This window comes from Corallococcus sp. AS-1-12, assembly GCF_020036995.1.
Taxonomy (GTDB): domain Bacteria; phylum Myxococcota; class Myxococcia; order Myxococcales; family Myxococcaceae; genus Corallococcus.
In genome coordinates this window covers 73,241-97,338 of the sequence record NZ_JAIQDD010000010.1, presented here as the reverse complement: position 1 = coordinate 97,338, position 24,098 = coordinate 73,241, and the positions used below count along the sequence as shown (strand labels likewise).

The window sequence follows — 24,098 nt, the reverse complement described above, 5'->3', positions numbered from 1 at the left end:
GGCGCCTGTCCGTGGGTGACACTCCGGGCTGGGATGACGTGATGCGGGAGTTCCTTTTGGAGTCCCGCGAGCACGTGCAGGGCATCGAGGCGACGGTGCTGGAGCTGGAGGCGCAGCCGGGCTCGCAGCCGTTGCTGGCGCAGTTGTTCCGGGCCCTGCACACGGTGAAGGGCACCTGCGGCTTCCTGGGCTTCAGCCGCCTGGAGGCGCTGATGCACGCCGCCGAGGAGATGCTCGGGCTGGCGCGCGACCGGCGCCTGGTGCTGGACCGCGAGCGCGTGTCCACGCTGCTGGCGCTGGCGGACGCGGCGCGCGGGACGCTGGAGCACATCGAGGCGACGGGGCTGGAGCCCGCGGTGGACCACTCCGCGCTGCTCGCGCGCATGGCGGGCGCGGCGGCGGGCTCCGCGCCGCTGGAGGTGTCCGAGCCCCTGGCGCCTCCGGGCGCCCTGCCCTGGCGCGGCGCCGCGACCGGGGTGGACTCCAAGCTGCGCGTGGACGTGGCGCTGCTGGACCGGTTGATGAACCTGATGGGCGAGCTGGTGCTGGCGCGCAACCGCATCCTCCAGTGCGCGGCCTCGCCCACGCCGGGCGCGGATTTGACGACCGCGTCGCAGCGGCTGGACGTCGTCACCACGCAGGTGCAGCAGGTGGTGATGAAGACGCGGCTCCAGCCGGTGGGGCAGGTGTGGAACCGCTTCCCCCGGCTGGTGCGCGAGCTGGCGCACGGGTGCGGCAAGCAGGTGCGGCTGCAATTGCAGGGCGCGGACACGGAGCTGGACAAGACGCTGGTGGAGGCGCTGCATGATCCGCTCACCCACCTGCTGCGCAACGCCGTGGACCACGGCGTGGAGACGCCCGAGCAGCGCCGCGCCGCCGGCAAGCCGCCCGTGGGGTGTCTGACGCTGAGCGCGTCGCACGAGGGCGGGCTCGTGCACCTGGGCATGTCTGACGATGGCGCGGGCATCGACGTGCAGCGCGTGCGGCAGGTCGCGGTGCAGCGGGGCCTGCTCACGGCCGACCAGGCGGCGCGGCTGCCGGACGCGGACGCGCTGATGCTCATCTTCATGCCGGGCTTCAGCACCGCGGAGCGCGTCACGTCCTTGTCCGGCCGGGGCGTGGGCATGGACGTGGTGCGCACGCAGGTGGAGCGCATTGGCGGCACCGTGGAGGTGCACAGCCGGCCCGGCCAGGGCACCACGTTCACCCTGAAGATTCCCCTCACGCTGGCCATCATCCCGGCGCTGCTCGTCACCTGCCGGGGAGACCGCTACGCGCTGCCGCAGGCCTCCCTGCGAGAGGTGGTGTTCCTGGAGCCGGCCCAGGCGCGCAGGGACATCACCCGCCTCCAGGGCGCTTGCGTGCTGCGGCTGCGCGGGGAGCTGCTGCCGCTGGGGGTGCTCGCCGCCGAGCTGGGCGTGGGGCCGGCGATGCCGGACCTGGACGAGGGCGCCACCGTCGTCGTGCTCCAGGCCGGCGAGCGCGCCTTCGGGCTGTGGGTGGACGCCATCCATGACACGGAGGAGATCGTCGTCAAGCCGCTGTGGAAGCACCTGAAGGGGCTGGCCTGCTACGCGGGCGCGACGGTGCTGGGCGACGGGCGCGTGGCGCTCATCCTGGACGCCATGGGCCTGGGCCGCCGCGTGGGCACCGTCAACGAGGCACAGGCCCAGGTCGTCATCCCGGAGCCCGCCGAGGAGGCACCGGCGCCGGAGGAGACCCGCGAGCGGGTGCTGCTGTGCCGCCATGGCGCGGAGGGCCGGGTGGCGATTCCCCTGTCGCGCGTGGCCCGGCTGGAGGAGCTGCCCGCCTCGGACGTGGAGCGGCTGAGCGGCGGCATGGAGATGGCGCGCTACCACGGGCAACTGCTGCCGCTGGTGCGCGTGGCGTCCGTGCTGGAGGCGAGGCCCGGCGCCACGGAGCGGATGGCGCGGCAGCTCCAGGCCGCGCCGGGCGGGTCCCTGTCCGTCGTCGTCACCCAGCACGCGGACGCGCGCGTGGGGCTGGTGGTGGACGCCATCCTCGACGTCGCGGAGGTGGAGCTCGCGCTCCAGCGGGAGACGCGCCGTCCGGGCGTGCTGGGCTCCATGGTGGTGCAGGCCCGGGCCACCGAGTTCCTGGACGTGGAGGGCACCGTGCGCGCCGTGCACCCGGAGCTGCTGACCGGCGGTGCGCCATGAGCGGCCTCCGCCAACTGTGCTCGTTCCAGGTGGGCGAGCACCTGTTCGGCCTGGACATCGAACGCGTGCAGGAGATCCTGCTGCCGCCGCCGCTCACGCGCGTCCCCGGCGCGCCGCCGGAGGTGGCGGGGCTGCTCAACCTGCGCGGGCAGATCGTCCCCGCCATCGACCTGCGCCGCCGCCTGGACCTGCCCGAGGGCACCGCCCCCGCGGACGCGCCCCACGTCGTCCTGCGCGGCGACGAGGGCGCGGTGAGCCTTCGCGTGGATGCCATTGGCGACATCCTGCCCTTCGAGCAGTCGGACCTGGCGCCGCTGCCGGACAACCTGCGCGGGCCGCTGCGCTCGCTGCTGCTGGGGGTCCACGCGCTGCCGGACCGGCTGCTGCTCGTGTTGTCCGCGGACGCGGTGGTGGACGGGCTCTCGCCCGCGTCCAGCGCTCCCGCCTCCCCTTCCCTCCCCGTGCTTGCCCAGGAGTCCCGCTGATGGCCCGCCCGACCGCGCCCGCCGTGAAAACCACCCCCTTCCAGCGCCTGGGCGGCAAGGCCCCCCTGACGGCCGCCGTGCAGAAGCTCTACGCGCGGGTCATGACGGACGCGCTGCTCAAGCCCTACTTCCGCCGCGAGGACCTGGTCGAGATTCAGCGCCAGATGGTCGCGTTCCTCACCCGGTTCCTGGGCGGAACGGCCGTCTACAAGGGCCCGTCCATGCGCGACCTGCACGCGCGCCTGGAGCTCAAGCCCCATCACTTCGAGCGCGTCACCGAGCACCTGGCCAGCGTGCTGGATGAGCTGGACGTGCCGGGCCCCGTCGCCCGCGAGGTGCTGGCGGCCGCGGGCTCGTCGCGGGCTGCCGGCGTGGGCAGGCCCGTGGCGAAGGCCGCCTCGCGGACCGCCGCCGTGAAGCGTGCTCCGGCGCGCGCCTCCCGGACGGAGGGACGCCGGGTCGCCGTGGCGTCCGCGCCCGCGGGCCGGTCCTCGCGCCGCCGCACGGCCACGCCGCTCGAAGGGGCGCTGAGCGAGGCGGTGCTGGACGCGGCGCGGGTCAACCTGTTCGTCCTGGACGCGGACCTGGCCATCGTCTTCTCGAACGCGTCCGCGTCGGAGGCCATCGAGCGCATCAGCCAGACGGCCGCCTTCCGCGACGGCGCGGGGGATGGGGGCAGCGGCTTCCTCGCCCACTTCGAGCACCAGTTGCGGCTGGAGGAGGAGCGGCTGAGCGACCCGTCGTCGCTGCCGCACGAGACCCACTTCGCGGTGGGCCCCACCCTGCTCAAGGCGCGCATCGACGGCATCGAGGGCCGGGGCGGCGCGCTCACCGGCTACGTGGTGACGTGGACGGACATCACGGACCAGCAGCGCGCGGACACGGAGATGGCTCGCCTCAGGGCCATGCTGGAGAACGCGCCCACCTGCGTGATGGTGGCGGACGTGGACCTGAAGATCGTCTACCTGAACCCCGCCTCGCGCCGGCTGTTGCAGCGCGTGGAGAAGCACCTGCCCGTCACGGCGGACCGGGTGCTGGGGTCCAGCATCGACGTCTTCCACCGCGACTCGACGTACCAGCGGAAGATCCTGGCCAACGACAAGAACCTGCCGGTGCGCGCGAACATCCCCATTGGCCCGGAGACCGCGGACCTGTTGGTGACGGCGGTGTACGACGGCCAGGGCCGCTACCTGGGCCCCATGGTGACGTGGGAGCTCATCACGGAGAAGCTCGCGGTGCAGCAGCGCGAGAAGGAGCTGGACGCCACCCTGCGCGGCATCTTCCAGGAGGTGACGCAGCACTCGCAGACGCTCGCCGCGTCGTCGCAGGAGCTGTCCAGCGTCAGCCAGCAGATGGTGAGCAACGCGCAGGAGACCGCGGCGCAGGCCACCCAGGTGTCCGCCGGCGCCGAACAGGTCAGCCGCAACGTGCAGAGCGTCGCGTCCGGCATGGAGGAGGTCAACGCGAACATCCGCGAGGTGGCGCGCAACGCGAGCACCGCCGCCAAGGTGGCCGCGTCCGCGGTGAAGCTCGCGGACTCCACGTCCAGCGTCGTCGGCAAGCTGGGGACGAGCAGCCAGGAGATCGGCAAGGTCATCAAGGTCATCACCTCCATCGCGCAGCAGACGAACCTGCTGGCGCTCAACGCGACCATCGAGGCGGCGCGCGCCGGTGAGGCGGGCCGGGGCTTCGCGGTGGTGGCCAACGAGGTGAAGGAGCTGGCGCGCGAGACGGCCCGCGCCACGGAGGACATCGGCCAGAAGATCGGCAGCATCCAGGGCGACACCGAGGAGGTGGTCAACGCCATCCTGGAGATCGGCGCCACCATCGGCCGCATCAACGAGCTGCAGACGTCCATCGCCTCCTCCGTGGAGGAGCAGACGGCCACCGCGGGCGAAATCCTGCGCAACGTGGGCGAGGCCGCCAAGGGCAGCCAGCAGATCTCCGAGAACATGGCCGCCGTGGCGGAGGCCGCGCGCAGCACCACCGAGGGCGCGGGCAGCACACAGCGCTCGGCGGTGGAGCTGGCCCACATGGCGCAGTCGCTGCAACGGCTGGTCGTGCAGGTGGACACCACCGACAAGCAGGCGCGGACGAAGTAGCGCGGACGGCGTCGCGTCCCAGGAAGCCACGGCACATGCGAACCGGATTGAAGCGGTGGTGGACGCTGGGCCAGGTGGCCCGTGCCTCCACGCGCATGAAGCGGGTGTCCCGGCCCCTGGACGTGGAGGAGGCTCGGCATGAGCTGGCCCAGCGGCTGTTGGGCCTGCGCGGGCTGCCCCAGAAGGTGGGCCAGGTGCTCACGCTCGCGGAGCTGGGCGCGGAGACACCGGGGTTCGGTTCGCTCGCGGAGGCGCCCTCCCCGCTCGCGCCGGAGGCCGCGCTGGCGGAGGTGTCCCGCCGGTTGGGCCGTCCGTGGCGGGAGGTGTTCCAGTCTCTGGAGGGCGTGGGCATCGCCGCGTCCCTGGGCCAGGTGCACCGGGGCGTGCTGCATGACGGCCGCGCCGTGGCCGTGAAGCTGCGGCACCCGGGCATCGCGGAGGCCGTGCGGGAGGATCTGCGCGCGCTGGGGTGGCTGGCCGCGCCGCTGGGAGGCTGGCGCGGGAAGCTGGACCTTTCCGCCTACCGCCACGAGCTGGCCCGCATGCTCCAGGGCGAGCTGGACTATCACCACGAAGCCCAGTCCCTGCGGGACGCGGGCACGCGCATGGCGGACGTGCCCGGCGTCGTCATCCCCGAGCCGGTGGACGCGCTCACGCGGGAAGACCTGCTGGTGATGACCTGGGTGGAGGGCGCGTCGCTGGCGGAGGGCTGGCGCTGGAGCGAAGCGGATCGCCGCGCGCTGTCCACGACGCTGGTGCGTCTGTTCCTTCACGCCTGCTTCACGTGGGGCGCGCTCCACGCGGATCCCCACCCGGGCAACTACCGCGTGTCGCGCGGCCCTGACGGCAAGCCCGTGCTGGGGGTGCTCGACTTCGGCTGCGTGAAGCCATTGCCCCCGGAGCTGGCCGTGGGGCTGGGGCGGTTGATTACGCTCCTCAAGGGTCCGGGCACTCCGCCGCGCCCCGAGCAACTCCTGCCCGCGTGGGTGATGCTGGGCTTCGCGCCGGAGCTGCTGGAGCCCATGGCGGAGGCGCTGCCCGCCGTCAGCCGTGTGCTGCTGGAGCCCTTCCTCCTGGACCGCCCCTTCCACGCGCGAAGCTGGCGGCTGGGCGCGCGGCTCACCGAGGCGCTGGGGCCGCACCGCTGGAACTTCCGCGCGGCGGGGCCCGCATCGCTCCTGTTCGTCCTGCGCGCGTTCCACGGGCTGGTCCGCCACCTGGACGTGCTGGATGCGCCCATCGCCTGGGGGCCGCTGCTGGACGAGGCCCGCGCCCCGTCGCTGCCGCCTCCTCCGTCACCGCCGGAAGTCCGGGCGGAGGGCGCCGCGCGCTACCTGAAGGTCCAGGTGACGGAGGGAGGGCACACGCGCGTCGCGCTGACCTTCCGCGCGGACGTGACGGCGCACCTGGAGGACCTGCTGCCGGAGGACCTGCCTCGCAAGCTGGCGGCGCGGGGCCTGGATCCGGTGGCCATGGGGACCGCGGCGGTCGCGGCGGGGCTGCGGCCATCGGAGTTGTTCCACCTGGACGAGGGCCACCGGCGTGTCCGGGTCTGGCTCGAATGACACACGGACAAGGAGGTGACGGATGGTCACCATCGGCATGAACTACGAGGTGCGTGAGGGCAAGGCGGACGCCTTCGAGCGGAAGTTCGCGCTCGTGCAGGAGGCGATGCGCGAGCTACCAGCGCACGTGCACACGGAGCTGTTCAAGAGCGTGGGGGCGCCGGGGCGCTACCTCATCGTCTCCGAGTGGCACAGCCGCGAGGGCTTCGACGCCTTCATCGCGTCCGAGGCCTTCCACCGCGTGACGGACTGGGGCGCCAGCGCCATCCTCGCGAGCCGGCCGCGCCACGAGGTGTATGGCGAGAGGGCCTCCAGCCCCCCCGCGGGCCGCTGCCCGGTCGCGCACGCGGTGCGGTGACGCGGGTGCGAATGAACGCCATCCGGGTGCTGGTGGTGGACGACGCGGCCGTGGTGCGGCGTCAGGTGTCGCTGCTGCTGGGCGCGGCGCCGGGACTGGAGGTCGTCGCCACCGCGCCCAATGGCCGCATCGCCCTGGCGAAGGTGGAGCAGTTCCAACCCGACGTCGTGCTGTTGGACCTGGAGATGCCGGAGCTGGACGGGCTGGAGACGCTGAAGCTCCTGCGCCAGCGCGCCCCGGAGCTGCCCGTGGTGATGTTCAGCGCGCTCACCGAACGCGCGGGCCTGTTGACCCTGGAGGCGCTCGCGCTGGGGGCCCGCGACTACGTGACGAAGCCCACGTCCGCGGGCGGGATGAACCTCCCCCTGGAGGCCGTGCGGGACGAGCTGGTGCGCAAGCTCAAGGCGCTGAACGTGCGCACGCCGTCCGCCGCGTCCCCACCGTCACCGGTGACGCGCGAGCTCCCGCTCCGGCCGAGGATGCCCGCTCGGGTGGAGGCCATCGTCGTCGGCGCGTCCACCGGGGGCCCGGGCGCGCTGGTGCGCCTGGTGTCCGCGCTGCCCGCGGACCTGCCGGTGCCGGTGTTCATCGTGCAGCACATGCCTCCCGTCTTCACCCGGCTGCTCGCGGAGCGGTTGCAGGGGGTGACGCCGCTCACCGTGCGCGAGGCGGTGCCGGGCGCGGCCGTGAACGCGGGCGAGGTGTGGGTCGCTCCCGGCGACTTCCACCTGGCCGTGTGCCGGGATGCCGCGGGCGTGCGGCTGCTCACGCATCAGGGGCCGGCGGAGAACGCGTGCCGCCCGGCGGTGGACCTGCTCTTCCGCTCCGCGGCGGAGGTGTACGGCGCGGGGGTGCTGGCGGTGGTGCTCACCGGCATGGGCCAGGACGGGCTGCGCGGCTGCCGGCGCGTGAACGAGGCGGGCGGACAGGTGGTGGTGCAGGACCAGGCAAGCTGCGTCGCCGGCAGCATGCCGGGCGCGGTGGAACAGGCGGGGCTCGCGGATGCCGTGGTGCCCCTGGAGGCGCTGGCCCCGGAGCTGGCGCGGCGCGTGGATGCGCGCGGACGGAGGACCTGAGCATGTCCCTGCTTCCCGACGACTTCGCGTACCTGCGGCAGCGCGTGCTGCGCCGCTCCGGGCTCGTGCTGGAGCCCGACACGTACGCGCTGGTGGAGACGCGGCTCACGCCCCTCATGCGCGAGGAGCGGCTGCCGGACCTCTCCGCCCTGGTCGCGCGGCTGCGCACGCAACCGGAGGGCAGTCCGCTGCACCAGCGGCTGGCGGAGGCGCTGGCCAACCACGAGACGGCCTTCTTCCGCGACGCGCCCGTCTTCGAGGCCCTGCGCACCACCGTGCTGCCGGGCCTGCTGGCGAAGCGCGTCCGCACGCGGACGCTGCGCGTCTGGTGCGCGGCGTGCGCCTACGGTCAGGAGCCCTACAGCGTCGCGATGACCCTGGCCGAGGCCGGGCTGCTCATCACCGGCTGGACCGTGCGCATCCTCGCCACCGACTTCAGCACCCGCGCGCTCGTGCGGGCCAGCGAGGCCCGCTACGACGCGAAGGAGATCCACCGGGGCCTGACGCCCGAGCTGCGCCAGCGCTACTTCCGCCAGGAGCGCGACGGGTGGCGCCTGAACGAGCACGTGCGCAGGCCGGTGGAGTTCCGGCCGCTCAACCTGATGGACGACTTCCCGCTGGAGGCGCCCGTGGACCTCGTGTTCCTGCGCAACGTGATGATCTACTGGGACGTGCCCACCCGGCGCGCGGTGCTCGCCCGCGTGCGGCGGATGCTCCACGCGGACGGCTACCTGGTGCTGGGCGCCGCGGAGTCCTCGCCCCTGGTGGAGGACGGCTTCACGCGGCACCTGATTGGCCAGACGAGCTGGTACCGCCCCACGCCCGCCTCGCCCGGCGTCGGCGCGCCCGTGGCGGACGCGCCGCGAGCGCCCCGCTCCGGCGCTACACCTTGAGGCGGATGGCGCCCGGCAGGAGCGTCATGGTGCAGGGCAGCCGGCCCGGCGTCTCGCCGTCCACGTCCAGGAACACGTCGCCCGTCAGCGCCTCCGCGTGGAGCGTGCGGCAGCGCAGCCGCCGCGTGCCCTTCCAGGTGACGTGGTCGCCGTTGTAGACGCCCTTGGACTTGAGGACGAAGTCGGACAGGCCGTAGTTGGACCAGATGGTGACGTCGAAGAGGCCGTCGTGCGTCACCGCCTCCGGCGCCACGAACATGCCGCTGCCGAAGTAGCGGCCGTTGGCCACGGCCACCGCGGTGACGCTCACCGTCTCCGGCTCGCCGCCGTCCACCGTGAGGCGCACCTGCTGCTCCTGGTACTTCAGGAGCCCCTTCACGGTGCCCCACATGAAGCTCAGGTGGCCGCCCAGCGCCTTGCTGCCCTGGTTCACCTCGCGGGCCACCACCGCGCTCACGCCGAACGAGGCGATGTTGGCGAAGAAGCGCGAGGCCGGCTTGCCGTCGTTGTCGGTGAACTCCAGCCGCCCCACGTCGAAGGGCTCCGTCGTCTCCGTGCGCAGCCGCTCCAGCGCGGACGTCAGCTCCAGGTCCCACCCGAAGGTGCGGCGGAAGTCGCCGCCGGTGCCTCGGGGCAACAGCCCCAGCGTGGCCCGGGGGTTGATGACCTGCCCGTCGCGGAAGAAGCCGTTGGTGACCTCGTTGAGGGTGCCGTCGCCGCCCACCGCGACGATGCATTCATAACCGTCATCGATGGCCTGCCGCGCCAGACGCGCCGCATCCATGCCGCCGCTGGTGAAGCCGTACCCGAAGTCACCGAGCACCTTGCCCACCTGCGCGGAGATCTCCACCCATCGCTTCCCCGTCTGCCCGTTGGCGCTGCGCGGGTTGACCACGAGGAACGTCTTCATTCAGTGCCTTCTCCCTGCTGCCAGAACGGCCTGTTTACGCAATTGTGCGCCGGGGCTCCACTCCGTGACCCACGGGAGGACCACATCGCCCGGGGTGTTTGTCACCCGGCCCCGTCCATGCTGGGCTCCCCGCCCCCCCGTTTTGCCCTGGCCCCCGAGTGAAAGCCCCGTCCGCCACCGAGCAGCTCGCGCCCCACCGGGAGACCACGCGCGCCCTGGACTGGGCGCTGCCCGCGCTCCGGGCGGACCTGGCGGCGGCGGCGCGGCAGCCCTTCCGGGAGACGGGCGCCCAGGAGGGCTTCCTGCACCGGCATGACGCACCGGCCCATGAAGTCCAGGGACCGGCGCGCACGGAGCGCTTCGAGCGGGCCCTGGCCCGGGTTCGGCGGCTCGCGGACGCGGGCGAGCCGCTGACCTTCCCCCGGATGGTGGAGCTCCAGTCGGAGCTGCTGGGCGGGCCCACTGGCTTCCGCACCGGGGACGCCTTCGCGCGAGGGGGCGCCCACCGCTACGCGCACGGGCCCGGCCTGGAGGCCGCCTTCCGCGACAAGGTGGAGGCGGACGCGCGGGAGGAACGCCACCCGGTGGCACATGCCACCCGGTTGTACCTGGACCTGTGTTTCTTCCACCCCTTCCCGGACGGCAACGCCCGCGCGGCGCGGCTGTGGCTGGAATACATGCTGCGCCGGGGCCGGCTGCCCACGCCGCCGCTGGCGCCCGTGGTGCTGTGGCCCAAGCGTCCGGGAGACGCGGTGAACTACACGCGGCTGGCGAGGCTGCTGGCCCGGACCATCGCGGGGCCGGACGCCCCGTGCCGCAACGAGGTGCCCGAATGAACAACAACGCGTCGGCCTTCACGTGGCGCCGCATCCGCGACAGCCTGGATGCCTACTCACCGCAATCGCTGGCGTCCCGGCTGAGGGAAGCCCTGGCTCCCTTGCGGACCGGAAGCATCCACGCCAGCCGGCTCAAGCAGGCGAAGAACGCCGTGCAGGACCTGCTCCAGGCCGAGCTGGGGGCCTGGTACCTCGAGAGCGGCCTGCCCCTGGGCAATGAAGTGCTGGGGGGCTATTGCTGGTGTCACTCGTTCTTCAACCAGAACCCGCCACACCGGACGATGGATGTGGATGAGAACATCCAGCTCATGCTGGACGCGCTGGAGCGGATCCGTTCGTTCCTGTACGCGCTGGACGGCGTGTATCAGGCCTCGCGCCGTCAGCTCGACGCGGCGGCCGGCGACAGGGCCCTCCGGGACGCGGCGGCGCGGGTGGCGGAGGTGGCCGTATGAGCAGGCCGGCCCTGGGGCACTGGCGGCTCATCCGCGACAGCCTGGATGGGTATGAGCCGGAGAAGCTCCTCCGGATGCTGCGCGAATACCTGACGCCGCGTGTGCCCCCGGGGACGCGCAAGCTCACGGACGAGCAGCACGACACGATGGCGAAACACATCCAGCGGATGCTCCAGCAGAACCTGGGGCCCTGGTACACGGAGACGGGCCTGTCTCTGGGCAATGAGAGCTTCGGCGGCTACTGCTGGTGCCACCGCTTCTTCAGACAGAAGCCCACCCCGAACATGAGCGTGGAATACAACATCCAGCTCATCCTCGACGCGCTGGAGCGGTCGCGCGAATGGCTGTTCAAGCTGGATGCCCACTTCCAGGCGCTGAAGCGGGACCTGCCCTCGGGCCCTGACGACAATGACATCCGCACGCTGGCCCTGGCGGATGCAATCGTCACCACGATGAACCTCACCATGGACGCCACGGGCTGCGAGGAGGCCTGGTCCACCTTCGCGGACGAGGCGCTGGCCTGGATGTTCGACGCCATCGAGCTGCGCCCGGGCTATCAGGCCGGGAAGCTGATGCGAAAGCTGTTCGCCTTCGAGTCCTGGCACTCGCCGTCCACCGAGGAGCTGCGCGGTTCGGCGGAGCAGGTGGCGGCGGCCGTCGTGGAGGACGAGGGCCGCCGGCACACGCATTGACCCGGAAGGCGCCCCACCCTCAGTGGATGGGCTTCCCGCGCGTCAGCCGGCGGGCCTGCTCGCGCGAGCCTCCCTTCACCTCGATGCGCTTGCCCTGGGGCACCGTCGCCGGGAGCTTCAGGGAGATCTCCAGGACGCCGTTCTCGAAGTTCGCATGGACCGACTCCGTGTCGATGCCTTCCGGGAGCGGAATGGCGCGGCGGAACAGACCGCTGCTGCGCTCCAGGCTCCAGACGCCTTCGGCCTCCTCTTCCTCCTCCAGCTCGAAGGTGCGTTCGCCTTCGATGATGAGCAGGTCATTCAGCAGCTCGACGTGGATGTCCTCCAGCCTCATCCCCGGCAGGTCGGCCTTCACGATGAGGTTTCCGTTCCGCTCCACCACGTCCATCTGCGGTGACCAGAGGCCCTCGTCCAGCACGTCGCTCCGGGCAGCGAGGCCCCGTCCTCCGAAGCCCGTGAAGAGCTGGTCCATGTCCTCCATCACCCGGCGCAGCAGCCCGAACGGGCTCAGGGGTGCGGTCTCCCTGCTGATGGCGGGGGCCTGGGACTCGCGGCGGGCGATCCCAGCGCCCGTCCTGGGGGCCTGTCCCTGAGACGTGGCGCTCGGCGCGTCGGCCTGGGCGTTCTTCACTGCGGGCGAGGAGGACCCCTCCTGCGCGCCTGCACTCCTGTTGTCCGTTGCCATGACGTCCTCCCCCGGTGGAGCCGGCTGGCGCCCGGCCGCCGGACCGCACCGGTCACTCAAGCGGGGATGGAAGCATCCCAACCCCAAACGTGGAGGCGCGCGGCGGGGCCATCAAGGGCCGCCAGGCCGCCGGGCCCCGGGGGCCGTCATTCGCGGCGGCCTCGCTACGCGAGCAGCGTGGCGTCCATCACGGTGAGGGCCACGCCGCCGACGCGGGCGCGCTCGATGTGGCCTGGCCGGCCGGTGACCTGGATGTCGATGCGGCCCGGCTTGCCGAGCGTGTCACCCTGTTCGATGCGGCTCGACACCGTGCCGCCGTGCTCGGGGAGGCGAAGGCTCCCGTGCTCGGCGAGCCAGGCCGCGAGCGGTCCCGCGGCGGAGCCCGTCACGGGGTCCTCCAGGATGCCGAAGCCCGGGACGAAGTAGCGCGCCTGGGCCACGCTCCCCTCCTCCTTCGCTTCGCGGGTGAAGAGGTAGACGCCGCGCAGGCCGTGCGGCATCAGCAGCGCGTTCATCGCCGCGCCTCGCGGCGTCAGGGCCTCCAGGTCCGCGAGCCGCCGGAGGGGCACCACCAGCCGGTGGCCCTGGCGGATCACCGGCAGCGACGGATCCACCTGCGCCGCCGTCCCACCCAGCGTGGCCATCAGCGCCCCCAGCTCCACGGGGTTCGGCTGCGTGGGCGGTGGAGGCGTGGTGATCCACACCCGCGTCCCGTGCTCGCCCCGAGGCTCCAGCTCGATGCCGAACGTGCCGCCGGGGCACTCCAGCGTGTACGTCCCCGGGCCGCGCAGGAGCCCCTTCTCCGCGAGCAGGTGGAAGGTGGCCACCGTGGCGTGGCCGCAGAACGGAATCTCGTCCACGGGCGTGAAGTAGCGCAGGCGCACGGTGGCGTCGCCGGGCCGGGACAGGAGGAACGCGGTCTCCGACGCGCTCACGGCCGCGGCGGTCCGCTGCATCGTGGGGACATCCAGCGCCGAGGCGTCGAGCACCACGCCCGCGCGGTTTCCCGCACCCGCGGTGCGGGTGAAGGCATCGATGATGTGGACCTGCATGGGCGCGCTCCGGACAGGGCAAGGGGCTTGGAAACCCTGCAGGCATGCTCCGCTCCCCCGTTGGCGTCAAGCGCCGGAGGCCCCACAACAGGGTTGAACGGGAGCGCCCGAGCAGGCACAGCAAGGAGGCATGGATCTCCTGAAGGCAGGCCGGTGGGTGGTGCTGGGGGTGTTGCTCCACGCGAGCGGCGCGGCGGCACAGATCGTCAACGTCCAGGCGCTCTTCGACGAGAAGGCGGAGCTGGGGCCCGCCGCGGCCATCGAGCTGGGCGGCGACTGGCGCACGGGCAGCACGGAGCTGTTCTCCATCCGCGGCTCCCTGGTGGGCCAGGTGCGCTCCGAGCGCGACGTCTGGCTGGGCGTCATCCGGGGTGAGTACTCGTTCGCCAGTGGCGAGCGCATCGTCAGCCAGGTGCTGGAGCACGTGCGCTACCGGCGCCAGTTCTCGGATTGGGTCTCGGGAGAAGTCTTCGCCCAGCACGAATACAACGAGTTCCGCCGGCTCCAGTTCCGGGCCCTGCTGGGCGCGGGTCCGCGCTTCCTCCTGCTCAACGAGGACAAGCTGGGGCTCACCTTCGGGGTGGCGCTGATGTTCGAGTACGAACGGCTGCGCAACGACGGCGAGGTGGACGCGGGAGACCGCTACACGGACCCGCGCGTCTCCAGCTACCTGCTGGGCCGGGTGAAGCTGATGGAGAACATCCACCTCGTGGAGACGGTCTACTTCCAGCCGCGAGTCACCCGCCCCTCCGACCTGCGCGTGCTCAACGAGACGCTCTTCGCGGTGACGCCCAATCCGCGCGTCACGGTGGGCATCGGCTTCAACCTCACCTACGACAGCGCGCCGCCCGCGACGGTGCCGCCGCTGGACACGCAACTGCGCACCACGGTGGGTGTGAAGCTCTGAGGTCGGCAGCGGGCGAGCACGGCCCCGGGCGGCCCGCTTGAGGGTAGGCTTCAGCCATGGCGTCCCATCCCATCCCCGCCCCCGTCGTGCTCCTGGGAGGCGGCAAGATCGCCGAAGCCCTCATCCTGGGATTGCTCCGCTCTGGCCACGTGCGTCCGTCGGACCTTCGCGTCACGGTGCGCCGGTCCGAGCGCGGAGAGGAGCTGCGCTCCCGGCATGGCGTGGACGTCCTCCTGGACAACGCGCGGGCGGTGCGGGGCGCGGGGGTGATCCTGCTGGCGGTGCGACAGGCACAACTGCGGGACCTGATGGCGGTCATCTCGCCGGCCCTGGAACCGGGGCAGACCGTGGTGTCGCTCTCCGCGGATGTGCGAATCGCTCAGTTGGAAGCGGCGTTGCCCTCCAGCGTCTCGGTCATCCGCGCCCTGCCCCATACCCCCGTGCGCGTGGGAGCGGGCGTGACGCCCCTGACGGCCGGGACCCGGGCGACGGAGACCGCGAGGCAGGCCGCCGAGTCCCTCTTCGCGGCGACGGGACGGCCGCTGTGGATGACCGAGGAAGCGCTCACGGTCTGCACGGGCGTGTGCGGCACGGGCCCCGCGTATGTCTTCCGCTTCGTGGAGACCCTGGCCCAGGCCGCGATGGCGCACGGGATGGACGCGGCGGAAGCGGCGGTGCTCGCGAAGGAGACGCTCATTGGAGCGGCGAAGCTGCTGGCCGAACCCGGCGCCACCACCCCTCGCCTGATCACGGAGATAGCGACCCCGGGAGGCATCACCGAGGCGGGGCTCGCGGCGATGGACGCCCAGGGCCTCCCGCGCGTCGTGGGTGAAGCGGTCTCCGTCGCCATCCAGCGCACCCGTGAGCGCGCGGACGCGAACGCCGTGGCCTACAGCACGCCGAAGTGACGCTTGAGTCCCCGCTGGCCTCCCGGCGTGACGATGAGGCCGCGAGAGTCGGGCTGACGCTCCACCCACCCCAATGAGAACACCCGGGCGGCGAGCGCCGCGCCCAGCGCCCCCGCGAGGTGGTCGCGCCGCTCGCTCCAGTCCAGGCAGCGGTGGGCGAAGTGGCGCCGCTGCTCGCGCACGGGCGCCAGGTCGATGCCGAACTCCTGGAACCACGCCTCGCCGCTCGGCGTGAGCGCGAACGCGCGCTTGCGAAGGGCGAGGTGCCCGGCCCGCAGGAGCGCGTCGGTGATGCCCATGCCCAGCCGGCCCGCCAGGTGGTCGTAGCAGTAGCGCGCGGCCCGCAGGGGTTCCGGAGTCGCTGACGCACGGGGTCCCCGGACCGCCACGGTCATCAGCGCTTCCACCATCCGCGCCACGGTGGGCGTGGCGATCCGGAACACCTTGTTGCGCCCCTGCCGTGTGGCGCGGACCAGCCGGGCCTGCTCCAACCGCTGGAGGTGCGCGGTCGCCGTGGCGGGGCTGACGCCCGTGCCGAACGCGAGCTCCTTCGCGACGAGCGCCCGTCCCTCCATGAGCAGCTCCAGCATCCGGATCCGCGTGGCGTCCCCCACGGCCGTGGCCAGCGTCGTGAGGTCCGGTCCTGCATTCATCGTTCGGTCCATGACGAACCATTTCCTAGCACGCCGACACGGCAATGGCAGCAGAGTGCCCGGCAGCGAGGACCGATGACACCGCCCACCGACCCCTATCAGGCCGTCACACACCCCGACCCGTACCCCTATTACGCGACGCTCCGAGCCCGGGGCGGACTGCACCGCGTCCCCGGCTTCGGGCCATGGATCGCGGCGGACGCGGCCACCGTCCGCGCGGTGCTCACGAGCGAGCACTGCCGGGTCCGGCCACGGTCGGAGCCGGTGCCGTCGCATCTGGTGGGCACCGCCGGAGGCGCGCTCTTTGGACGGCTGGTGCGGATGAACGACGGAGGCCCCTACCCCGCCGTGAAGCAGACGCTCTCACGCGCGCTGCTGGAGGCGCAGCGGGAGGTCGAAGCGGAGAGCCGCCGCTGGGCGGAGCGGCTGTTCGCGACGCCCTCGCTGTCACGGCTGCCGGACGCCGCCCTCCAGTTCCCCGTGCTCGTGCTGGGCTCGCTGCTGGGCTTCCCGGAAGACACGCTGGAGGCAACCGTGCGGGACGTGGATGCCTATGTCCGCTCGGTCGCCGGGCCCCCTGTGGGTAGCGAGGGTGTGGCCAGGCTGAACGAACGCGTGGCGGCCTGCTTCCAGTCCACCGCGAGGACCGCGTTCACGGCCCGGCTCATGGAAGGCCAGGGCTCAGACGACCTGCGCATTCCCAATGCCGTGGGCCTGCTCACCCAGGCGTATGAAGCGACGGCCGGGCTTTTGGGCGCGACGCTGCGGGCCTTCGCTCGCATGCCCGAGCCGCGTGAACAGCTTTCACAAGGCGCGTGCACGGTGGGCGACGTGGTCCAGGAGGCGGCCCGCCATGACGCTCCGGTCCAGAACACGCGACGCTTCACCCACGCCGCCGCAACCGTCGCGGGTCAGCCGCTGGAGGCCGGCGAGACCGTGGTCGTCGTGCTCGCCGCCGCGAATCGGGATCCGTTCGAGAACCCCCAGCCTGATGCCTTCCTGCCACGGCGCGAGGGGCGTCAGACCTTCACCTTCGGCCTGGGCTCGCATGGCTGCCCCGGGGCCTTGCTCGCGACGGCGATGACCACGGCGGCGGCGGAGCGCGTGCTCGCGAGCGGCCTGGACCTGTCACCCCTGGCAGGCCCCGTCACCTGGCGTGCTTCGACCAACACCCGCGTCCTGGGAGGACTGGAATGATCGCTGTCATCTTCGAGGTCTGGACACACGAGTCGCATCGGCAGCGGTACCTGGACCTCGCGGCGGAGCTGCGGCCTCTGCTCGCGGACATCGACGGCTTCATCTCCATCGAGCGATTCCAGAGCCTCAGCGCACCAGGCAAGCTGCTGTCCCTGTCCTACTGGCGCGACGAGGCAGCGGTGGCGGAATGGCGGCGCAAGGAGGCCCACCGTGAAGCCCAGCGCGAAGGCCGGGGAGGCGTGTTCAGCGACTACCGCCTGCGGGTGGCGCACGTCGTGAGGGATTACGGCCTGGAGGACCGGGCGGCCGTGCCCGCCGACAGTCGCACCGTGCACGGCTGAAGCGGCCGGCGCACGGCGGCTGTCTTCCGGCCCGTCCCTCCCACGCGGGCCATGACTCCCCCACCTTCTGTGAGGGGTGAACGATGAAGCGAGGCCATTGGAGAGGTGTCTGGGGGCTGGCTGCCGCGCTGCTCGGGCTTCCAGCGGCGGCGCAACTGGAACCGCTCGAGGGTGCGCCGCAATACTCCTGCTTCGAAGCGGCGCGCCAGGGCGGCTCGGTGACGGAGACCGTCGCGGCGCAGCTCTGCCAGGGTGCCCGCTCCGACACCCCGGCGCGGTGCTTCCACCGGGTCCAGGAAAAAGCCTTCCTCTCCGACCCCCAGGCGCTCCAGCTCTGCCAGTACGCACAGCCCGAGGACGATCCCGCGTCCTGCTTCCTCAAGGCGCGGGCCTCGTCGTTCCTGGACGAGACACAGCTCCTGCAACTCTGCCGCCCGCCCATCGCGGAGACGATGCAGTTGTGTCCCTACGGTCCGTGAGGCTTCAGGCCCGCGGGCTCACCGGGCGCGGAGGAACGCCTTGACGCTCGGGGACTGGAGCTTCTGGGACTCGATGCACAGGCGGATGGACTCCAGGGCCCGGGCGAGCGCGCGCGGCCCCCCTTCAATCTTGTCCACGCGGGACGCGAAGAACGTCTCCACCTGGGTCAGGTGGATGTCATCGCAGAGGCTCCCCGTCTGGCCAATCAGCCGGCCCAGCTCATCCGAACGCAGCCGCTGGGTCAGCGCATCGAAGTGCGCCTGATAGAAGTCCCACGCCAGCGACTGCGACTCCGGCGACATCAACGCCATCCGGAGGATGACCTGCGAGTCCCGCACGTCGAAGTCCGGCGACACCACGAGCCCCAGCGCCCGCCACAGCAGCTCCGAGTTCCGGAAGTACGCCAGGGACGTCAGCAGCCGGGAACGCTCGGTGCGGTCCTGTTCCTTCTTCGCCGCCTCCAGCAGCGAGTCGAACAGCGCCGCATCGCCGTGCGTCGCCGCACGGGGCAGCGCGGCACCGAACGCCTCCGGATCCACCGACTTCCGGTCCGCCAGCCACGCGCGCACCAGGGGCAGCGCCTCCTTCACCAGTCGCGGATCATCGCCCAGACCGCCGGCCAGCCGGAGGAACAGGGAGCGTGAGTCCTTCACGGAGTCGTCCTCGCCCGGCTTCGGCACCCAGCCCATGGCCTGGGCGCGCGCCGAGTAGAGCGAAGCCACCCACGCGCGGAAGCGCTGGCGCTCCTCGGGCGTGAGCTGCTCCAGGCGCACGAGCTCCAGCAGCGAAGCGCCACTCTGCACCACGAGCCGGTTCGTCGACTTCGCGGAGGCAGGCACCGCCTTCAGCGCCTCGCCCAGCGGCAGGTCGCCCCGGACCACCGCCGCGTCCACGTCCGCCCAGAGCGCCACCTGCTCCGCGGGAGTGAAGGCGGCGGCCGGAGTCGCGAGCAGCTTCGTCAACTGCTCGCGGGTGTACCCGCTGCGGTAGTAACCCGCGCCGCCCGCGTTGAGGAGCACCCACGCCGGGCACTGCTTCGTGGGCAGCGCGACCTCCGTCGAAGGTCCCTGCACCATCGAGCACACCCGCGACGACTGCGCGCCCGTGCCCACGCGAAGACACACGGGCACCTGCCATTCCTGCTTCGAGTCCGCCTTGGAGCCCAGGGGAAGGTAGCGCTCCTGCGACAGCGTCACGGACGGAGCGCCGCCCGCCGGGCATGACAGCCGCGCGGTGATCCGAGGCGCGCCGCTCCGCTCGATGAACCCGCCGAAGGATTGCGCCACCTCCGGCCCCGCCGCCTGGGAGAGGTCCGCGAGGAAGTCCTCCATCGTCGCGACCTGCCAGGCGTGCTTGCGGACATAGCCCCGGAGGATGTCGCGGAAGCGCTCCGGTCCCAGCCAGGCCTCGTACATGGCGATGACGGACGAGCCCTTGTCATAGGTCGTCCCGTTGTCGAACGAGCCCACGATGTCGTCATTGCTCTCCACCGGCTTGCGCACGGGCAGCGCCGCCGCCAGCTCATCCGACGCCAGGGCGGAGCGGGTCGCGGACATGGCGCGCTCCTGCTGGTAGTCCCAGGACGGCTCCAGCCGGTCCACCGTCTGGCGGTCCAGCCACGCGGTGAAGGACTCGTTCAGCCAGATGTCGTTCCACCAGGAGCAGGTGACGACGTCACCGAACCAGTAGTGACCCAGCTCATGGTTGGCGATGACGGCGTACGACTTTCGGCGGGCCAGCGTCTCCTCACCAGGGGGAATGAGCGTGAGCGGCTGCCCGAGCGCGACGATGCCGGGGTGCTCCATGGTGCCCCAGTACCGGGGCACGACCGCGACATCGAGCTTCTCGTACGGATACGGCTGGTCGAAGAAGTCCTCCAGACCCTTCACGATGCGAGGCGTGATGCTCGCGGCGTAGCGCGTCTCCGAGCCCCGGCCCTTGGGGACGACGAAGCGCAGCGGCACGTTCGTGCGTCCCACGGTGCCGGCCTCCACCACGTCGAAGGGCCCCACCATGAAGGCCACGAGGTAGCTGGGCATCGGCTTGCTCTCCGCGAAGGTGACGCGCTCCAGGCCGTCCGCCAGGGGCTCACGCGACACGACGGGATGATTGGCCAGCGCCACGTGTCCGGCCTTCACGGTGAAGCGCAGGCGCCACGGAACCTTGAACGTCGGCTCATCGAAGCAAGGGAAGGCGCGACGCGCGTCGATGGGCTCGAAGAACGTGTAGAGGTACGGCTCACCGCCCTCCTCCACGCCATAGATGCCCTGGCTGCGCTCCCGGTCCACCTTGCCGGTGAAGTCGAGCACGAGCTGGGCCTTCCCAACGGGCAACTCCTCCGGCAGGAGCAATCCCAGACGTCCTTCAGGCGCGGTGACAGGCTTCGCGTCAAAAGTGCGGCTCCCCACGGTGACGCGAGCCCGCGTCACCTCCACGTCCTGAGCATGCAGCCACACCTGGCGAACAGGCGCACGGACCTCCACGTCGATGGTGACGCTGCCCGGATAGACGTCCTCCGAGGGCACGAGCTTCAGATCCAGCGCGTAGTGCACGGGCCGCACGGTGTCCGGCAACCGCAGCGCGGGAGGCAGGGCCTCCGGCCAGGAGACGGTGGGCGGAGCGGAGGCAGTCGGCGCGTGGGCACAGCGGACGGTCAACACCACCAACACAAGGAGTGGAAGCAGTCGCATGAGGGCCGCAGCGTAGACCAAACAACGTCCACTGGCGGTCTTCGCGACGAAACGCCCATCACAGTCCCGAAATGTCTCCAGTGCGCTCAGCCCCGGGAGCCGCTACGGTCCTGATTCCCCCGCATCAGCCACAAGCCGAGGAAAAACATGTTTCGTCGCAGCAGCGGTCTCCCCACCCTCTTCGTGTCCCTGCTTCTCGTCGTGGGCTTCGCGTCGTCAGCCAATGCCGACACCTACCAGACCTATGTGACGCCCACGGTCAATGGCTATCAGATTGGCACCTACCTGCCCAACCAGCCCACCGGGAACTTCAGCAGCGCCGCCGACACGGCCCGCCGCTTCTGTCAGGACCAGGGCCACAGCGGCGCGCAAAGCTTCACCACCGCCATCCGGGGCTCCGCGTATACGTACATCGTCGGCACGAACGGCGTGGGCCCCTGGAACACGACCGGCAACTCCAACGTGACGATGATTGAAAGCATCATCTGCTTCAATTCCAGCTCGGACTTCACGTACACGATGCCCACCGTCAACGGCTACCAGGTCGGCACCATCCAGCCCAACTACCCGACCGGCAATTACAGCACGCCCGCCGATACCGCCCGCCGCTTCTGCCTGGACCAGGGCCACACCGGCGCTCGCACCTTCACCACCGCCATCCGGGGCTCCGCGTACACGTACATCGTCGGAACGAACGGCGTCGGCGCCTGGAACACCACCGGCAACTCCAACGTGACCATGCTGGAGACCATCACCTGCTTCAACGCGCCGGTCCTCACCTACGCGACGCCGAAGGTGAACGGCTACCAGATCGGCACCATCCAGCCCAACTACCCCACCGGCAACTTCAGCACCCCGGCGGCGACCGCCCGCCGCTTCTGCCTGGACCAGGGCCACGTCGACGTGAGCAGCTTCACCACCGCCATCCGCGGCACCGCGTACACGTACATCGTGGGCACGAACGGCGTCGGTAGCTGGAACACCACCGGCAACTCCAACGTGACGATGATCGAAACCGTCACCTGCATCACCCAGTAGCCCCCGCAGGGACGAGGGGAGCCCACGCGGCTCCTCTCCGCAGGGTACTCACAGACCCGTTCGGGTTTGGATAGACACCGCAACTCCTCACAACATGTCTGTCTTCATCCTCCCGACCTGCTAGATCGCACCTTCCTCTCATTCCTCCAGGAAGGTGCGATGCGTCGACAAGCCACCCTGTCTCGCGTTCTGCTTTGCGCATTGATCAGCGCAGTCATGTCTGTCACGGCCTGCGACACGGGGGGCGAACCGGAGCGGGAGACCGGCAACGTCCGGTTCGTCAGCGCGGTGCCCCAGGCGCTCGCGGGCGATGAGATCACCCGCGTGACCGTCACCCTGACGGCCTCCGGCGTGCCTTCCGCCACCACCGTGCTCACCCGGGGGACGGATGGGTGGAGCGGCACCATGTACCAGGTGCCCGCCGGTCCCCAGCGCACCTTCACCGCGGAGGCCTTCGCCGCGGACGGTGCCCTGCGCTACCGGGGCGTGGCCTCGGACGTCACCATCACCGCGGGCACGACCTCCATCGTGGCCATCACCCTCCAGGCGCTGGATGTCCCGGGCCCGTTCGACAACTCGGCCCCGTGCATCGACTCGCTCGTGGCCTCGGCGAGCACCGTCCTCCCCGGGGGCACGATCTCCCTCCAGGCCACCGCGCATGATCCGGATGCGTCCGACTCCCTCACGTACGCCTGGACGGCGGCGGATGGCACCTTCGGTTCGCCCACGCTCACGTCGACGACCTGGACCGCGCCCGCGACGCCGGGCGTGTACGCGCTGACGCTGACGGTCACCGACTCGCGCGGCGCCACGGCGACCATCCGCATCGACATCACCGTCGTCTCCAAGGACGGCGGCACCACGGCCGGCACCGCCGAGGTGTCCGTCACGTTCAACATCTCCCCCGCGGTCACCCGCGTCACCGCGTCCCGGTCCCCCGTGCCCGTGGGCCAGAGCACCACCGTCACCGCGGACGTGACGGATCCGGACGGCGACGCGCTGACCTACCAGTGGGCCGCGTCCTGCGCGGGCACCTGGACGGATGACACCTCCAACATCGCCTCCTTCACCCCGACCGCCATTCCCGCGGGCGACGCGTGCGGCAACTGCGCGCTCACCGTCACCGTGAAGGACCCGAAGGGCGGCCAGACGCAGGGCACCCTGCGCATCTGCGTGGGTGAAGGCGCGAGCGCCAACGTCCCGCCGCGCATCGTCCTCGCGCACCAGAGCAGCGCGTCCGTGGTGGGCGACAGCGCCGTGACGTTCCGCGTCCTCGCCGAGGACGGCAACGGCGGCGCCCTCACCTTCAACTGGGCCTCGAGCACGGGCACGCTCGCGACGCCCACGTCCGGGTTCACCTCCAGCGAGGTCTCCTGGAAGGCCCCCACCTGCGCGCCCACCGGCGGGAACGCGACCATCACCGCCACCGTCACCAACGCCCAGGGCTTCTCCGCGTCCCAGGCCTTCACCGTCGCGGTGCAGAACGCCCCGTCGTGCACGCCGCCCACGACGGTCGCCCGGTGGGACCTCACGGCCAGCCTGACGCAGCGCCGCTTCGGCGCGAGCGTCATCCCCCTGGCCTCCGGGAAGATCCTCGCCTTCGGCGGGTCGGTGACCTCCAACCCCGTCCTGGGCACGGCGGAGCTCTACGATCCGGCGGCGGGGACCTGGTCTTCCGCTGGAACGCTGGGGACCGCGCGCTACAACCCCGCGGTGATCCTGCTGCCTTCTGGCAAGGTCATGGTCACGGGCGGCTTCGCGGCGTACCCGGCCACCACGCCGCTGCGCGCCGTGGAGTTCTACGACCCCGCGACCAACACCTGGACGGCCGGCCCGCAGATGGCCTTCGCGCGCGGCGCCCACACCTCGACGCTGCTGCCCAACGGCAAGGTCCTGGTCATCGGCGGCGTCACCACGGGGGATACCGTCAGCAACCGCGCCACCGAACTCTACGACCCCACCACGAACACCTGGCTGCCCGTGGCGAGCCCGACCTACGCCCGGTCCAACCACCGCGCGGTGCTGCTGCCGTCGGGCAAGGTGCTCACCGTGGGCGGCAACCTGCCGTCGGAGTTCTACGATCCGTCCAACAACACCTGGAGCGTCGCCACCGGCCTGACGACGCGGACCTTCACGGATGCCTTCCTCCAGCCATCCGGCAAGCTCGTGCTGGTGGACGGGACGCTGGTCGCGACATACGACCCGGTGCTGAACGTCCAGGCCACGCTGGGCCACTTCACCTACGAGCGCGCCAACGCCTCGCTGGTCCAGTTGAACTCCGGGCGGCTGTTGCTCGCGGGGGGCAACTCCACGGTGGGCCTGACGACGGAGCTCTTCGACCTGGCGACCGGCACGTCCTCGTTCTCCACCAGCATGGCGTCCAACCGCTACCTGATGGCCACCACCGTGCTGCCCGACGGCAAGGTGCTCTTCATCGGCGGTTGGGACCGGGACACCCCTGCGAGCGTCAGCGCCGTGCTCGTCTACACGCCCGCGAGCCCCTGAAGTCCCCCTGAGACTCCGTTGAACAGCGGCCGGATCCACCCGGGTCCGGCCGCACAGGGCATTGCGGCGCCGCGCGATTGAGCGAGGATGCGG

The 24,098-nt window shown here is 71.5% G+C and carries 22 protein-coding genes; 17 read left to right on the top strand and 5 right to left on the bottom strand.

Annotated features, from left to right (window positions below; genetic code table 11):
- Positions 1–11 precede the first annotated feature (11 nt).
- From K8556_RS18455 to K8556_RS18425, 7 genes are read left to right on the top strand one after another with little or no spacing between them, the layout of a single operon-like run.
- Entirely contained in the window at positions 12–2,180 is a 2,169-nt protein-coding gene (locus tag K8556_RS18455) for a chemotaxis protein CheA (protein ID WP_370639939.1), read from the top strand.
- Positions 2,177–2,665, top strand: a complete 489-nt coding sequence (locus K8556_RS18450) for a chemotaxis protein CheW (protein WP_223741388.1) — start codon at positions 2,177–2,179, stop codon at positions 2,663–2,665. Before K8556_RS18455 ends, K8556_RS18450 begins: the two co-directional genes overlap by 4 nt.
- Positions 2,665–4,767: a methyl-accepting chemotaxis protein gene (locus tag K8556_RS18445; RefSeq protein WP_223741387.1), complete on the top strand. Its 2,103-nt coding sequence runs from the start codon at positions 2,665–2,667 to the stop codon at positions 4,765–4,767. Before K8556_RS18450 ends, K8556_RS18445 begins: the two co-directional genes overlap by 1 nt.
- 35 nt (positions 4,768–4,802) lie before the next feature.
- The gene (locus K8556_RS18440; RefSeq protein WP_223741386.1) at positions 4,803–6,332 is read left to right on the top strand and encodes an AarF/ABC1/UbiB kinase family protein; all 1,530 of its coding nucleotides are present in this window, start codon (positions 4,803–4,805) and stop codon (positions 6,330–6,332) included.
- Positions 6,333–6,354: 22 nt separating this feature from the next.
- Positions 6,355–6,690 (top strand): antibiotic biosynthesis monooxygenase, encoded by a 336-nt coding sequence (locus tag K8556_RS18435; protein WP_223741385.1) that lies wholly within the window; start codon positions 6,355–6,357, stop codon positions 6,688–6,690.
- An 11-nt stretch (positions 6,691–6,701) separates the two neighbouring features.
- A complete protein-coding gene (gene cheB, locus K8556_RS18430; RefSeq protein WP_223741384.1) occupies positions 6,702–7,766 on the top strand; it encodes a chemotaxis-specific protein-glutamate methyltransferase CheB in 1,065 nt (354 codons plus the stop codon).
- A gap of 2 nt (positions 7,767–7,768) precedes the next feature.
- Positions 7,769–8,659, top strand: coding sequence for a protein-glutamate O-methyltransferase CheR (locus K8556_RS18425; protein WP_223741383.1), 891 nt, complete (start codon positions 7,769–7,771; stop codon positions 8,657–8,659).
- Here the strand turns inward: K8556_RS18425 and K8556_RS18420 are convergent.
- Complete coding sequence (locus K8556_RS18420) at positions 8,649–9,569, bottom strand: diacylglycerol kinase family protein (RefSeq protein WP_223741382.1); 921 nt, start codon at positions 9,567–9,569, stop codon at positions 8,649–8,651. The two genes, K8556_RS18425 and K8556_RS18420, sit on opposite strands and share 11 nt — an antisense overlap.
- Before the next feature lie 158 nt (positions 9,570–9,727).
- On the opposite strand from K8556_RS18420, the gene K8556_RS39795 reads away from it, so the two are divergent.
- The 3 genes from K8556_RS39795 to K8556_RS18405 are packed head-to-tail and all read left to right on the top strand — an operon-like array spanning position 9,728 to position 11,549.
- Positions 9,728–10,405 (top strand): Fic family protein, encoded by a 678-nt coding sequence (locus K8556_RS39795; protein WP_223741381.1) that lies wholly within the window; start codon positions 9,728–9,730, stop codon positions 10,403–10,405.
- The gene (locus K8556_RS18410; RefSeq protein WP_223741380.1) at positions 10,402–10,857 is read left to right on the top strand and encodes a hypothetical protein; all 456 of its coding nucleotides are present in this window, start codon (positions 10,402–10,404) and stop codon (positions 10,855–10,857) included. The genes K8556_RS39795 and K8556_RS18410 overlap by 4 nt, the downstream gene beginning before the upstream one ends.
- On the top strand, positions 10,854–11,549 hold the full coding sequence (locus tag K8556_RS18405; protein ID WP_223741379.1) for a hypothetical protein: 696 nt from the start codon (positions 10,854–10,856) through the stop codon (positions 11,547–11,549). Before K8556_RS18410 ends, K8556_RS18405 begins: the two co-directional genes overlap by 4 nt.
- Before the next feature lie 19 nt (positions 11,550–11,568).
- Here the strand turns inward: K8556_RS18405 and K8556_RS18400 are convergent, their stop codons facing one another.
- Both K8556_RS18400 and K8556_RS18395 read right to left on the bottom strand, forming a co-directional pair.
- Positions 11,569–12,234 carry an Hsp20/alpha crystallin family protein gene (locus K8556_RS18400; RefSeq protein ID WP_223741378.1) on the bottom strand — a complete coding sequence of 222 codons (666 nt, stop codon included), beginning with the start codon at positions 12,232–12,234 and terminating at the stop codon, positions 11,569–11,571.
- A gap of 164 nt (positions 12,235–12,398) precedes the next feature.
- Positions 12,399–13,286: a PhzF family phenazine biosynthesis protein gene (locus tag K8556_RS18395; RefSeq protein ID WP_223741377.1), complete on the bottom strand. Its 888-nt coding sequence runs from the start codon at positions 13,284–13,286 to the stop codon at positions 12,399–12,401.
- A 130-nt stretch (positions 13,287–13,416) separates the two neighbouring features.
- Here K8556_RS18395 and K8556_RS18390 point away from each other — a divergent pair, with 130 nt between their 5' ends.
- Complete coding sequence (locus K8556_RS18390; protein WP_223741376.1) at positions 13,417–14,193, top strand: YdiY family protein; 777 nt, start codon at positions 13,417–13,419, stop codon at positions 14,191–14,193.
- A gap of 56 nt (positions 14,194–14,249) precedes the next feature.
- On the top strand, positions 14,250–15,101 hold the full coding sequence (gene proC / locus K8556_RS18385) for a pyrroline-5-carboxylate reductase (RefSeq protein ID WP_223741375.1): 852 nt from the start codon (positions 14,250–14,252) through the stop codon (positions 15,099–15,101).
- On the opposite strand, the gene K8556_RS18380 is transcribed toward proC, so the two are convergent.
- Positions 15,083–15,766: a helix-turn-helix transcriptional regulator gene (locus tag K8556_RS18380; protein ID WP_223741374.1), complete on the bottom strand. Its 684-nt coding sequence runs from the start codon at positions 15,764–15,766 to the stop codon at positions 15,083–15,085. The genes proC and K8556_RS18380 overlap by 19 nt on opposite strands.
- Positions 15,767–15,829: 63 nt before the next feature.
- Here K8556_RS18380 and K8556_RS18375 point away from each other — a divergent pair, with 63 nt between their 5' ends.
- The 3 genes from K8556_RS18375 to K8556_RS18365 all read left to right on the top strand — a co-directional run bounded on the left by K8556_RS18375 (position 15,830) and on the right by K8556_RS18365 (position 17,771).
- The gene (locus tag K8556_RS18375) at positions 15,830–16,951 is read left to right on the top strand and encodes a cytochrome P450 (RefSeq protein WP_223741373.1); all 1,122 of its coding nucleotides are present in this window, start codon (positions 15,830–15,832) and stop codon (positions 16,949–16,951) included.
- Positions 16,948–17,292, top strand: a complete 345-nt coding sequence (locus tag K8556_RS18370; protein WP_223741372.1) for an antibiotic biosynthesis monooxygenase — start codon at positions 16,948–16,950, stop codon at positions 17,290–17,292. Before K8556_RS18375 ends, K8556_RS18370 begins: the two co-directional genes overlap by 4 nt.
- An 83-nt stretch (positions 17,293–17,375) precedes the next feature.
- A complete protein-coding gene (locus K8556_RS18365) occupies positions 17,376–17,771 on the top strand; it encodes a hypothetical protein (protein ID WP_223741371.1) in 396 nt (131 codons plus the stop codon).
- Between the two features lie 18 nt (positions 17,772–17,789).
- Here the strand turns inward: K8556_RS18365 and K8556_RS18360 are convergent, their stop codons facing one another.
- Entirely contained in the window at positions 17,790–20,462 is a 2,673-nt protein-coding gene (locus tag K8556_RS18360; protein ID WP_223741370.1) for a M1 family metallopeptidase, read from the bottom strand.
- Positions 20,463–20,609: 147 nt separating this feature from the next.
- On the opposite strand from K8556_RS18360, the gene K8556_RS18355 reads away from it, so the two are divergent.
- On the top strand, positions 20,610–21,500 hold the full coding sequence (locus K8556_RS18355; protein WP_223741369.1) for a hypothetical protein: 891 nt from the start codon (positions 20,610–20,612) through the stop codon (positions 21,498–21,500).
- 216 nt (positions 21,501–21,716) lie between these two features.
- Positions 21,717–24,005 carry a kelch repeat-containing protein gene (locus K8556_RS18350; protein WP_223741368.1) on the top strand — a complete coding sequence of 763 codons (2,289 nt, stop codon included), beginning with the start codon at positions 21,717–21,719 and terminating at the stop codon, positions 24,003–24,005.
- Positions 24,006–24,098 lie beyond the last annotated feature (93 nt).

What these genes read in the sequence shown, in the direction of transcription:
- K8556_RS18450 (WP_223741388.1), top strand. Translation starts at nt 2,177, where the DNA reads ATGAGCGGCCTCCGCCAACTGTGCTCGTTCCAGGTGGGCGAGCACCTG.
- K8556_RS18445 (WP_223741387.1), top strand. Translation starts at nt 2,665, where the DNA reads ATGGCCCGCCCGACCGCGCCCGCCGTGAAAACCACCCCCTTCCAGCGC.
- K8556_RS18440 (WP_223741386.1), top strand. Translation starts at nt 4,803, where the DNA reads ATGCGAACCGGATTGAAGCGGTGGTGGACGCTGGGCCAGGTGGCCCGT.
- K8556_RS18435 (WP_223741385.1), top strand. Translation starts at nt 6,355, where the DNA reads ATGGTCACCATCGGCATGAACTACGAGGTGCGTGAGGGCAAGGCGGAC.
- cheB (WP_223741384.1), top strand. Translation starts at nt 6,702, where the DNA reads ATGAACGCCATCCGGGTGCTGGTGGTGGACGACGCGGCCGTGGTGCGG.
- K8556_RS18425 (WP_223741383.1), top strand. Translation starts at nt 7,769, where the DNA reads ATGTCCCTGCTTCCCGACGACTTCGCGTACCTGCGGCAGCGCGTGCTG.
- K8556_RS18420 (WP_223741382.1), bottom strand. Translation starts at nt 9,569, where the DNA reads ATGAAGACGTTCCTCGTGGTCAACCCGCGCAGCGCCAACGGGCAGACG.
- K8556_RS18410 (WP_223741380.1), top strand. Translation starts at nt 10,402, where the DNA reads ATGAACAACAACGCGTCGGCCTTCACGTGGCGCCGCATCCGCGACAGC.
- K8556_RS18405 (WP_223741379.1), top strand. Translation starts at nt 10,854, where the DNA reads ATGAGCAGGCCGGCCCTGGGGCACTGGCGGCTCATCCGCGACAGCCTG.
- K8556_RS18400 (WP_223741378.1), bottom strand. Translation starts at nt 12,234, where the DNA reads ATGGCAACGGACAACAGGAGTGCAGGCGCGCAGGAGGGGTCCTCCTCG.
- K8556_RS18395 (WP_223741377.1), bottom strand. Translation starts at nt 13,286, where the DNA reads ATGCAGGTCCACATCATCGATGCCTTCACCCGCACCGCGGGTGCGGGA.
- K8556_RS18390 (WP_223741376.1), top strand. Translation starts at nt 13,417, where the DNA reads ATGGATCTCCTGAAGGCAGGCCGGTGGGTGGTGCTGGGGGTGTTGCTC.
- proC (WP_223741375.1), top strand. Translation starts at nt 14,250, where the DNA reads ATGGCGTCCCATCCCATCCCCGCCCCCGTCGTGCTCCTGGGAGGCGGC.
- K8556_RS18380 (WP_223741374.1), bottom strand. Translation starts at nt 15,766, where the DNA reads ATGGACCGAACGATGAATGCAGGACCGGACCTCACGACGCTGGCCACG.
- K8556_RS18375 (WP_223741373.1), top strand. Translation starts at nt 15,830, where the DNA reads ATGACACCGCCCACCGACCCCTATCAGGCCGTCACACACCCCGACCCG.
- K8556_RS18370 (WP_223741372.1), top strand. Translation starts at nt 16,948, where the DNA reads ATGATCGCTGTCATCTTCGAGGTCTGGACACACGAGTCGCATCGGCAG.
- K8556_RS18365 (WP_223741371.1), top strand. Translation starts at nt 17,376, where the DNA reads ATGAAGCGAGGCCATTGGAGAGGTGTCTGGGGGCTGGCTGCCGCGCTG.
- K8556_RS18360 (WP_223741370.1), bottom strand. Translation starts at nt 20,462, where the DNA reads ATGCGACTGCTTCCACTCCTTGTGTTGGTGGTGTTGACCGTCCGCTGT.
- K8556_RS18355 (WP_223741369.1), top strand. Translation starts at nt 20,610, where the DNA reads ATGTTTCGTCGCAGCAGCGGTCTCCCCACCCTCTTCGTGTCCCTGCTT.
- K8556_RS18350 (WP_223741368.1), top strand. Translation starts at nt 21,717, where the DNA reads ATGTCTGTCACGGCCTGCGACACGGGGGGCGAACCGGAGCGGGAGACC.